This window comes from Okeania sp. SIO2B3 (assembly GCF_010672525.1).
Taxonomy (GTDB): domain Bacteria; phylum Cyanobacteriota; class Cyanobacteriia; order Cyanobacteriales; family Microcoleaceae; genus Okeania.
Genome location: NZ_JAAHGH010000157.1, coordinates 1 through 12022 on the forward strand (window position 1 = coordinate 1; position 12022 = coordinate 12022).

The window sequence follows — 12022 nt, forward strand, 5'->3', positions numbered from 1 at the left end:
ATTGTGGGATTGGGATGACTCAAGCATCCAGAACCTGGATTGATTTTGGCCACTCGTGTCGGCCAACACACTGACCAGTTGATTACAGAATTAATTGCCAACGCCAGGAAGGGAAAACCAACTGACTGGCAGTGGCATACTGATGATTGGGGTGGGTTAGAGCGAATTCTCCCAGAAGAAGTAAAGCACATTATTGGCAAAGACCAGACACAGCAGTTAGAGCTTTGCTAAGGGGATTGTCAGACAGCAGATAGGTAGGTGGCATCGCACCCCAGAATAAATTTGGTCAGGTCTGGGCACAGACAGAGAGCACAGTGAGGTTAGCGTTCGCTCCGCGTGGCGTTACTCTGTATCGCCTATTTCAATTGGATTTGGGTTCATACTCCCAAAGAAAATACTGCAGCCACATTGAGCTGAGTTGGCGTTAGTGGAGCAAGTGCGGCAGCTATATCGCTCCTTGGAGTTGGAAGGACCTAATTACTTATCCCACACTTTGCGCTATGCACTACCGATATTTCTTAGGAGTCAACCCACCCCTAACCCCGACCGTAGAGGGGAAGGCAGGAGGACCGAGTCGTATGGGAATAGCTTCGATGCTATTTCTTAATTAAGCGGATTTGATATGATATAGAATCAGGTTATATAATATATTTTAATAATTCTATGATTACTTCAAGCCTTCAATCTCCCCTACTCCCATACTCCCTGCTATAAATATTTATTCTTATTGACAATACTGTAATAAAAAGTTATACTAGGTTGAATAACAAAATCCATCGTTCATCTTTCCCACAGCGTAAATTGGCTGATTAACCAAGAGCTTGAGAAAGACGGAAGTAGGGGCTAGAAATATTAGCTAAAAATAAAAACTTACTTAAACACCTAGTCTTCAATGAGCTTCTAGAGAAAGCTTCAATCTTGCATGGGTTACTTTTAGTAAGTTCAGCAAAATCATCTATCCCGAAGGAACGTACTACTATTATTTGAGGTAGTTATAATGATTTCGACTTCATTTATGAGTCTCGTCATTTGTTTCTTTGCTGTTTATGTTTATGCCAATTCTACTGAAGAGATTGTCAAGATCGTCACGGCAGGGATGGCATTACTTTGTCTATTTTTGAGTATTGTTTTTGCTCCTTGGGCAATTGTTTTAGTCTTGCTTATATCCTTAGTGTTTTTTAAATTTCCATTGTTAAAATATTAAGGAAGAGTACCATATAGTATTCTAATTTCAATTTAGTCAAATACGAAACGAAAAAATAAATCCACTTCTTATTTGAGGTGGATTTTTTTTGATTTCAGCTAGCAACAGCTTGAGAATTAGTGTATTTATTATATCATGTCCGAAGGCAATCGTTTGTGTAAAAGTTAGCATGGATATCTACAGGAAATTTAAGTTTTTTTCTTGCGAGGGTAGCCTTCCTAACTGTCCTGTTGCCTACCTTTGCTATACAATACCGATGCTACCGGACATGATATTACAGGGCTAACCGCTTTTTAGAATTTGCTTATTCGTATATAATAGATTTAGATTCTCCAATCTGCCTGAGCTATATATCTATAGCTGTTATCTGCCTTAGTCATTCAGAGAAATAAAGATGTTCAACAACGTTCGCTGAACTTAAGTACCAAGTTTTCTCAAAAAGTGCTGCAACAAGACTGGTTGAATGAAACTACTAAGAAGCAGCTAGCTCAAGTACATTCTGAAGCTAAACAACACTATAATGTTATTCAGAAATTTGGGAGATTCCCGCATCGAAATCAAGTACTAAATCTAAAATCAAAACTAGAAAAAAAGCAGTTTATTCTACAAAGAAAGAGTTTTACCTAAATGGATGTATAGTCAAAGTTAGAATAAGGAGTGAAAAAAGCGATGCTAAAACATTACTTTCATTACTTTTACCATCGTAATACTAACTCAACAGATGTAAAGAATATCACATATTGTCCGTTCAAAGAAATAATCAATACCTACTGTAAAAAATCTGCAATTAATCGTTCTAAAGGGAAGCATCAAAATCGCCTATTTTATTCAATGTCACCTGTGGGTCATCGTTTTCTGGAAAACATTGATTCAGACGATCCGCAGTTTCAGTCTATTTCTCTATTAGCAAAACAGTTTTCTAGGGTTCTGGAAAAGAATGGCAAAAGTGGCTGGGAAAAACGTCTCAGATCTTACTGGGATTCAAATCCCCCAAAATATCCAGTTTGTTCGTTAAGAGATTGTGCCTTTGGTGCTGTGCTGAATGAGGTTTGGTTCGCATTTTTTGCCAAACCTTGCCCTAAACCTGAAATCTTTATCAAGGCATCCCGTAATATTTTAATGGTTGTAAAAGATTGGGAAACTGTCGATCTAAAGTCAAGAAAACAAGCTATGGCCTTGGTTTTCGACTCTTTCAAAGGAGGTCTCAATTCTCAACTCAACTTCAAAGATTTATTTTCTGATATCCATGAAGTCATCTTTGCTCTAATAGTTTCAGCAGTAGATGAACTTAGTGAGGGATTTGCACATACGTTAATTTGTCTATCACAAAATTCTTCCCCACTTCCCTCTAGTGATGATGAATTTACTGTAGCAACTTATGAAGCATTGCGCTTATACCCGCTCTTCACGATGTCGGTCAGACCAGATATTGAGAATAAATGTTTGCACGCAGTTAATTATGTGAATTATCACAGACGCCAGGATTTGTTCGGTGAAGATGCTCAGGAGTATAACTGGCAACGCTGGCAAGATCAAAATTTGCTAGAAAAAACTTTGATTTTCGGAATCGGTGGTAATAGATCGTGTCCGGGACGAAATAGTGCTATGGAGATCATACCGACAATGATTCGTGTATGGATACAGAAATATAATACCAAAACTCGAATCATACATTCTAGAGAGCTACCTTGCGGTGGTTTAGCAATGGTTACACCAATTGATAAAAGTGCTTCTTGGGTTTTATCTTGGTTACATCTGATAGTATGGGTTTATAAACAAGGCACCTTTTTTCTAGCTCAGAAATGGTGGATCGGGTATAGAAATTTGATTGCCTCTGAAAAGTTGATCGAAGCTGATCGCTATTATAAAACTATTAGTACTCACCTACGTTAGAGACTAATATTAATTCCTCATGCTTTGAAGCAGTTATATCATGTTCGGATAATCAGTTATAAAAAACTTTATCCCTTTTAACCCTTTCTTCCCTTCTGCCTCCAGCTCCCGCTGCCTTCTGCCTTCCTTCCTCCAAAGTGTAAGTATTCAACCGAACATGATATTAGTGCTATCTTATCTAGACTTTGGAAAAAAAATGAAGTAAAATAGCCTCAAGTTATTATACAATGTCGCTTTCACCTAAAATTGCTCATTGATGAAGGAAACAACCTTGTCTGCCTTACTACCATGCTTTGAAAAATGGTGTCAAAAATTTGAGGAATTATATCATGTCCGCTGGGGCGCGTTTGTGTAAACCCAAGAGTGAATATCTACAGGAAATTTAAGTTTTTTTTGCTCTTAAGTATTCCTGCCAGATGAGCTGTTGCCTACCTTTGCTATACACGCTCCGATGCTACCGGACATGATATTAGGCCAAACTAAGGGTCAAAAAAAAAGGGTTATATCATGTTTGGATAATCAGTTATAAATAAAATTTAATGACTGACAGTATGGACAGTACCAAAGAAATACTGAAATTATCTTTACTTTTCTCCAATATTTCCTCTTTTTCTCCTTTCTTCCCTCCTGAGTCCTGATATCATGTCCGATAGCATCGGAGCGTGTATAAAATTAAGGTGACATAGGAGAAAAGCTTCTGCCTCCTGCCTCCAGCTCCCGCTGCCTTCCTTCCAGCAAAGTCTAATTATTCAACCGGACATGATCTGACTCCTGAGTCCTGACTCCTCACAACAGTTATTTATAAGTATTCAACCGAACATGATATTATTTATTGTCCAAAACTGCTCTATAAAACTGATACAAAGCGTTACATAACGTAACAACTTGATAGCGTAGCTCCTCCTACGGAGGCTGTTTACTTCCTGCTTCTTGTGAGGCCGTCGGCGGTTACTCATCCACAGGCATTGACGACCGAGCCGACCGCATCTCTCAAATTTATACTCCCTCCCGATCGACTTTTGAACCTAACATAACAAAATCAATCAAGATGTTAAGAAAGATGCGACTAATGCACACCTTAGCCGAAAAAGGAGAGAGTTTAGTTCTACTGTAAAAAAGAAACGATATTAATACAATTGATTCAGCCATTGATCGACATCAATAGCCAACTTCTTACCTAATTGTAATAACTTGCTAATTTGAGGCAATTCCCAAGCTTCCTCTACCTCTACAACATTAGCTTCTATTTCAGCATGATTTTGCCTTTGAATATAACCCAAACATAGAGGCACAATATGACTCTCCAAAGATTGGAAATAAATCTCCTGAGCATTAGTTAATGATAAACCGAGATTTAATCGATCGCCTACTTCAATAATTCGCTCTAAGTTGTAGATATCTTCCTCTACATTATGATGTTCGTGATCGTGCAAAATATGCCGGAGTGAACTAACAATTAACCTTTCTAAAGCTTCTTTAACTTCCAGGTTGTGGAACCGACATTGCTGTTGACCTACTTCAGTAGCAAGAGCTTCTAAATCAGCCAAATGATTCTGGCTCAATTTTCCATCACTACTTTCCGCTTCTAACCCCCGTACACTTGTTAAGAACTTATGACCTAATGCCACTTCGGCAGCTACCTGTAACTCTTGGGGTACAGGTAAATTATCTCGGTGGAAAGCCATCATTATGCTGTAATTATCTCGGTACACCTGACTATACAATTGATCCAGGCGATTTAGAGTTTCCTGACTCAGTAGCCCCATTATTCGTTGACGTTCCTCTGCAAATAGATCCTTCAGGCTAAATGAACATTCGCCAAATAACTCGCTCATAGTCATAATCACATTTGCTATACTAGCTTCTTGCAAAGCATCAAATAGCTTTTGTTTCAGTTTATTATAAACTATTTGTCCGCTAAAGGGCCGAATACAGCAATGGAAATCCCATCCTCCCAAATGCAGTACAGCAAAAACAAAATTCTTACATTCTAGTGTAATTTCTGAAACTAGCTCTAACTGACCAACTGCTAGGCTTAGATTACCCATGCGTCGCATTTGATAATCATGTTGCTTGGCGTTATAGCAGTAAATTCGCTGTTCGCGAGTATAAGTAGTAAACAAAGAATTAATGGCGTAGTGAGCTGCTACTTGCTCTAAACTAATTTTAGCTGTCGCAACTAATTGCCGATAAACTTCATCACCTGTTTTGAATAACTCTACATTACTGGGGGCAAGAGCAAGTCGCCCAATAAATTCTTTTTCAAGTTCTAGCTGTACTCCTGATACATCCTCTGCTAATTCTATTGCCCGAGAAGCATAACGCAGAATTTGAGTACCTTCTGGTCGGGATATTTCATCAAAAAACCAGCCACAACTTGTAAACATTAATAGTGAATGTCTTTGCATTTCTAGTAAACGCAAAGCATCTACTTTTTCTATGTCTGTTAAGTCGTGACTTTGATGCTTGGAAAAGAAATTATTAATATTAGCAATAGAGCGGTCGAGAATTACTTTAATGTATTCATCTCGTGCTGCCCAAGCATCGTTGAAGAAGTGACGACCCAAATCTTCGTAAATGTCTACAAATTGATCCCGTAGCCAATTGAGTGAATCTCGCAATGGTCTGCGCCATTTTTGATTCCAGGTGCCTCCACCACCGCAACCACAATCATCTTGCCAACGGTCAACACCATGAGAACAACTCCAAGCTGTTACTGGTTTTAAAACAACTTCCCAAGTAGGAGAACTAATGCTGAGATAATGAGCAAAGTTGGTTACTTTCCACTCACGCTGGGGAAATTCTCCTAAAAAGGCATAGGCAAGACATTTTTCTGTACCGCTTTTGTGATGACCGAATGTTTCGCCGTCAGTGGCAACAGAAATTAATTGGGAGGGTCGGTGGTCTCCCCGTACAGCTTGGCCTAATCGTCCGGCAAAGTTATGGGAACTATTTAGGACATCGTTGAAGCCCATATCTCTTGATATTGGACCATCATAGAAGAAGATGTCAATATATGGAATTTCTGTGGAGTTATCGCTGTTATTTGGTAAGAAACAACGATAAGGCCTGGTGGGGTCAATTTGACTGCCACCTACTTCTATCCATTCAGGATTTTCGTTTTCTGAGCTTGGGAAGGGGCGACAACGTTCTGCTTGGGAAGGTGCTAAGATGATAAAATGAATCCCTTCTGCGACTAAAACTTCTAGGGTGGGATAGTCGATCGCTGTTTCTGCTAGCCACATTCCTTCGGGATCGCGACCAAACCTGGAGCGGAAGTCTTCTTTACCCCACCGAATTTGAGTGTACTTATCTCGTTCATTGGCTAGGGGCAAGATTATATGGTTGTATGCTTGGGCGATCGCGTTACCATGTCCATCTAGTCGTTGACAACTTTTGCGGTCTGCCTCGATAATTTTTTGATAGACTTCCATATCGTGGCGCTCTAACCAACTCATTAAGGTTGGACCGATATTGAAGCTCAGATATTCAAAGTTATTGGCGATCCCCACCAATTCTCCTTGTTCGCTTAAGATTCTGGCAAAGGCATTGGGGCGATAGCATTCATGTAAAATTCGCTCATTCCAGTCATGGTTTGGAGCTGCACTAGGTTGACGTTCGATAGCGTCTAGATAAGGATTTTCTCTTGGTGGTTGATAGAAGTGACCGTGGATAGTTACATAAATTCCTGTAGCGGTGTTAGAAGGTGCTACAGAAGTTGTCCGGTCTTTGGTTGTTTCAGACAATGATACTTCTACAACAGAGTCGTTAAGTTGATTCAATTTCTTCTCAAATGAGGAAACCATGCGATCGCATTCTCCTTTTAGAACAATAATTTTTGCTTCGTCTTAGTTTGACGAAATTGCTAGTTCTAGAATTATTTTCCAACATTTAATATAGTTGTTTAATTCCAAATCTAAGTTGATTTACCTTAATATCAATTACATTTTCTACTTTTAGCCATTATTGCAGAGTTTATGAAAGGCAGATTATGTGTTAGATGCTCTTGATTAGTTGTCCAAGCTCTTTAATTGAAAGCTATAAAATTCTCACTTTCTTTGCCTTAATTTTGGTAGGTGAGAGTTTTGTCAGTTTAATATAATGTTGAGAGCTTGCTTGCAGAGTTAAAAAAGATTTAATAGTTATGTCTGTGATTTGTATCATAAAGTCTAACTTAGTTAAAAGGCAAGACTGTAGTTATAAAACTTAATTTTACTTACCATTCTCTGTAAATTAGTAATATTACTTTTCATTTCATCAATGTTGTTCTGGCGAGGATGTTTAACGAAGTCAGAAGTCCCCAAGTCAGAAGTCAGAAGTTAACCCACCCCTCGCCCCTCCCCCTCCGGTGGAGGGGAGGGGAAGTAGGAGATTTGGGCAACTCTCCCAAAATATTTCGCCTTAAAAGGCGGGGTTGCGCGACCCAATTATTTTGATAAATAGCTAGTGGTGCTGCAGTAGAGAGAGTGTAGGGAGTTTGGGAAGTTTGGGGAGCAAATTTCAACTTTTTTGCTCTATTCTCGAACTGAATCCTCGTGACTCGATGACTTCTGTACGTCGCCCTAACAACGGTTCCTCTATCTGACTCCAGTAGCTAAAAGCACATAGCGCGTACAAATATACCAAATGGGTTCTTTAACGAAGTCAGAAGTCCCCAAGTCAGAAGTCAGAAGCGAGTGTGTAATTCTGAGGTCTCCTACGGGGCGTCTACTGTGCGGAATTGCTTCCGCACACAGCCCCTCCAGAATCTAAGACACACTTCAGTCAGAAGTTAACCCACCCCTAATCCAACCCACCCCCGCCCCTCCCAGGAGGGGAGCCAGGAGGGGAAGTAGGGGGTTTGGGCAACTCTCCAAAAATATTTCGCCTTAAAAGGCGGGGTTGCGCGACCCAATTATTTTGATAAAAAATTTTCTATGATAGCAAATATTGAGTTGGTTAGGACATAAAATAATAATGAAGAGTCAAAATTGGAGAGGCTTTTGCCTCAAGGTCGCTAGGTTTGCTGCTCAGATACGATCTGGTGGCGCTGTGTTCCAACTTTTGTCGCCTACGTGGTAATGGGGTGCGATTTTGTAGTCTCCCAAGATCAAGCAAAAATGCTAACCTTTTAGGATATTTCACAACTTTTGCTTATTGTCTGTTTCCTAGTATACCAAGGGGTGCTAGGTTTGCTGCTCAGATGCGATCTGGTGGCGCTGTGTTCCAACTTTTGTCGCCTACGTGGTAATGGGGTGCGATTTTGTAGTCTCCCAAGATCAAGCAAAAATGCTAACCTTTTAGGATATTTCACAGCTTTTGCCTATTGTCTGTTTCCTACTATACAAGTTGATGTAAAACCATTAGAAAATGGTAAAAGCGATAATTTTAGTTAATACCAACTTCAGTTAATAGACATCTCCATTGAAGAAGGAGTCAGGAGTCAGGAGAATGGGCTCAGGAGAATGGGGTCGATGGGGATTTTCACTCCACCAACCGCATTTGCACCCCCGCTGACGGTGGGGTCTTAAACACATAAGGGATAAAGATAATCAAAAATAAAATCAATTATCGTAGATCAATCATCAATTCTTTCCCCCTACTCTGTACGGACGTTGCATGCCACCTCCCTAGGACCTACTCCCTCTTTTCCAGGGAGGTCTAATACCAATTTTATGAATGTTTGCTACAAATAGTTAGGCTATTTCTTAGGAGTCAGGAGTCAGGAGTCAGGAGTCAGAATGAATAGCTTCAATACCAGTTTTGAGCTAATAAATTCTATTTTTTGTCAAAGGGAGACCTCCTGTAAAATATTTTTTTTATGCTTATTATTCGTAACATTCTTTTTTCAAAATGGTATAATTTATTTTCCTCAAAAGGCCATTAGATTGAATATCAAAAACTTTTGCTGAAACTGTCAACACATAATTTTTTTTTGAGAAATTTAGCACAAATGCCATGATTGATCGCCAAGATATCAACCAGACTTCAATTACTCAAGGACTTACAGAAAACGAAGTTATCGCTCGTCGTACTGCGGGTCTAGGAAATCAGGTCAAATTAGATACAAGTCGCTCCTATAGCCAAATATTAAAGGAAAACTTATTTACTTTTATCAATGCTGTTTTCTTAACTATTAGCCTTGTTTTACTCTCCATTTCTCGTTATGGTGATGCTTTCCTTGTGATCGTGGTTATTTTAGGTGGCGTTGTAGTTAGTGTTTGCCAAGAAATATGGGCTAAACAACAATTAGACCAAATTGCTCTATTAACAAGACCATTAGCTACCGTTATTCGAGAAAGTAAACAACAAAACATTGATCCCAGTGAAATCGTAGTCGGGGATATATTAGTTGCCCAGGCTGGAGATCAAATAGTGGTTGATGGGCAAATAGTAGGAGAAGGCCGAATTGAGGTAGACGAATCACTACTAACTGGAGAATCGGACCTAATTCTGAAACAAGTGGGACAACCAGTTTATTCTGGTAGTTTTTGTGTTAGTGGTACTGCTTGTTATGAAGCTCAAAAAGTAGGAACTGAAAGTTTGGCCTATCAATTAACAGTCAGTGCCAGAGCATTCCGTCAAATTTACACCCCCCTGCAACAAGAAATTAACTTAGTAATTAGAGTATTTTTGCTCTTGTCATGTTTTCTGTGGATACTTGTTGCCATTAACTGGTTTATGACAATTTATACATTTGCTGATAGCGTACAATATGCTGCGGTAATTGCTGGCCTTGTACCAAGTGGACTTTATTTAGCTATTACTCTTGCTTATGCCCTAGGTGCAGTCAAAATGGTAGGACAGGAAGTTCTGATTCAGCAAGCTAATGCTGTGGAATCATTGAGTAATGTAGATGTTTTATGTTTGGACAAAACTGGCACATTAACAGCTAACCGAATTCGTTTACAGACTGTTTATCCTATAGGAATTAATGAAGTTAAGTTACGAAATTTGTTGGGTGATTATGCGGCTAGTACTACTGCAAAAAATCAAACAATTGAAGCTGTAGAAGAAGTTTGCTCTGGACATCAACTGGAGCTAATTACAGAAATTCCTTTTACTTCAGCTCGTAAATGGAGTGGTATGAGTTTTGAAGGTCAAAAAAGTTCAGATTCTGGAACATACATTCTTGGCGCTCCAGAAGTATTAGCGACTGTTACACCTCTAAGTACAGAAGTTACTCAGCAAATTCAAGAATTAGCTCAACAGGGTCTTCGAGTCCTTTTATTTACTCACAGCCCAAATATTAATAGCTTAAATAATGATTTGGAAAAGCCAGAACTACCTACTGAATTAACTCCTCTGGGAATTATTAGTTTTAAAGATGAACTAAGGCCAGAAGCTCGTGAGACGATACATGGTTTTTCTGAAGCTGGAATAGAGGTAAAGGTAATTTCAGGAGATAATCCTCAGACTGTTGCTACTTTGGCCTTACAAGCTGGACTTGGCTCAGATATTCAAGTTATTTCTGGGGCGGAGTTGGCCGAACTAGATGAAGCTCAGTTTATCCAAGCTGCAGAAGCTAATACAATTTTTGGCCGTGTTACTCCAGAGCAGAAAGCTAAACTAATTCGCAGCTTTAAGGAGCAGGGTCATTATGTAGCGATGATTGGAGATGGAGTTAATGATGTTCTGTCATTGAAAGAGGCAAATTTGGCGATCGCTATGGAAGGTGGTAGTAAGGCCACTCGTAGTGTGGCGGATATTGTTTTGCTGAAAAATTCTTTTGGGTCTTTGCCCCATACTTTTCTGGAAGGACAACGCATTCGTAATGGTATACAGGATGTACTGAAACTGTTTATGATTAGGGTGTTTTGTGTCACTTTATTGATTTTTGCTACAGGATTTGTTGGTGGTACTTTCCCACTATTAAATAAGCATAGTGCGGTTGTTACTCTTATATCAGTGGGTTTTCCTAGTTTTTGTATTCCTCTGTGGGCAAAGTCGGGAATGTTGCCTCGTCGTAGTTTGGTGCGATCGCTACTCCACTTTACTTTACCTGCTACTTTGAGTCTTACTCTTGTTGCTTTGGGTGTTTATTTGGGTTACTTAATTGTGACAGTGTTGGGTTCTCTTGAGGAAAATAGTCTGATGGATAATAGTGTAGTTATTAGTAATCAGCTTCTTTCTGTTCCTCGCAGTGCCTTAGTAACTATTATGGTTTTGTGTGGTCTACTCCTAGTGCCTTTTATGAAGCCCCCCACAAGGCTTTGGGTTGGTGGAGAACCTTTGAGTAGAGACTGGCGTTATTCCCTGGTGGCTTTGGCCTTGCTAGGAATCTATGTGATAATTTTAGCAGTTCCACCTCTACGTCAATTTTTTGAATTATCTTTACTAAGTGCCCATGATTATGTTGTGATTAGTTGGGTAGCTTTAGTGTGGTGTTTATTATTGCGCTATGTCTGGCGAGCCAAACTTCTAGACAAATTTTTAGGTGTGGACCTTGGTTAATTTTTGTTTATTAATAGACCTCTGCTGAAAAGAGGGAGTAGGGAGAAATAATTGATGATTTATGGGCGATAATTGATTTGATTTTTGATTATAGTAGTTTAACTTAAAAATGAGACGTTTTTTTGTCTGAAACTCCCTCATAGCAAGAAAGCTTTGTCTCAATCTAAAGTTAAATGACTATATCACCAGATGTTTAATAGTAATAGTATTTTCTGTTGATTGCTACAGTAATATCAAATTCGGTTGAATACTTAAGGCTTGCTGCTTAATTCTCGCGCGTATTGATAAATAAAGGTATTAGCCTTTTTGGGGTTCAAAAAAGTGCCAGCTTTTCGGTGCCTAGAGCTGCAAAAAGCTAGTATTTTGGGCTGACTATGGTAGAACAATCTTGGGGCAATTCTTACTCCTGTCTCCTGTCTCCTGTCTCCTGTCTCCTGTCTCCTGTCTCCTACTAAAAGACTAGTGAAGCGCAAACCCTACTTATTATAAAGA

Annotated in this window: 6 protein-coding genes and 1 riboswitch; of the genes, 5 read left to right on the top strand and 1 reads right to left on the bottom strand. The window is 39.3% G+C overall.

The genetic code is table 11. From position 1 onward, the window contains the following. Window positions 1-45 precede the first annotated feature (45 nt). From F6K15_RS35840 to F6K15_RS35850, 4 genes are all read left to right on the top strand, one after another. Window positions 46-231 carry a hypothetical protein gene (locus F6K15_RS35840; RefSeq protein WP_293070580.1) on the top strand — a complete coding sequence of 62 codons (186 nt, stop codon included), beginning with the start codon at window positions 46-48 and terminating at the stop codon, window positions 229-231. Window positions 232-775: 544 nt separating this feature from the next. Then, a riboswitch (Glutamine riboswitch) is annotated at window positions 776-975 on the top strand. A gap of 22 nt (window positions 976-997) precedes the next feature. After that, window positions 998-1204, top strand: a complete 207-nt coding sequence (locus F6K15_RS35845; RefSeq protein ID WP_293070581.1) for a hypothetical protein — start codon at window positions 998-1000, stop codon at window positions 1202-1204. Window positions 1205-1582: 378 nt separating this feature from the next. Continuing rightward, complete coding sequence (locus F6K15_RS38930; RefSeq protein ID WP_363269439.1) at window positions 1583-1831, top strand: DUF924 family protein; 249 nt, start codon at window positions 1583-1585, stop codon at window positions 1829-1831. 42 nt (window positions 1832-1873) lie between these two features. Further along, on the top strand, window positions 1874-3097 hold the full coding sequence (locus tag F6K15_RS35850) for a hypothetical protein (RefSeq protein WP_293070582.1): 1224 nt from the start codon (window positions 1874-1876) through the stop codon (window positions 3095-3097). Window positions 3098-4224: 1127 nt separating this feature from the next. Here F6K15_RS35850 and F6K15_RS35855 read toward each other — a convergent pair. Then, entirely contained in the window at window positions 4225-6903 is a 2679-nt protein-coding gene (locus F6K15_RS35855; protein ID WP_293070584.1) for a DUF3536 domain-containing protein, read from the bottom strand. A gap of 2131 nt (window positions 6904-9034) precedes the next feature. Here F6K15_RS35855 and F6K15_RS35860 point away from each other — a divergent pair. Then, entirely contained in the window at window positions 9035-11530 is a 2496-nt protein-coding gene (locus tag F6K15_RS35860; RefSeq protein WP_293070585.1) for an HAD-IC family P-type ATPase, read from the top strand. The last annotated feature ends 492 nt before the right edge of the window (window positions 11531-12022 follow it).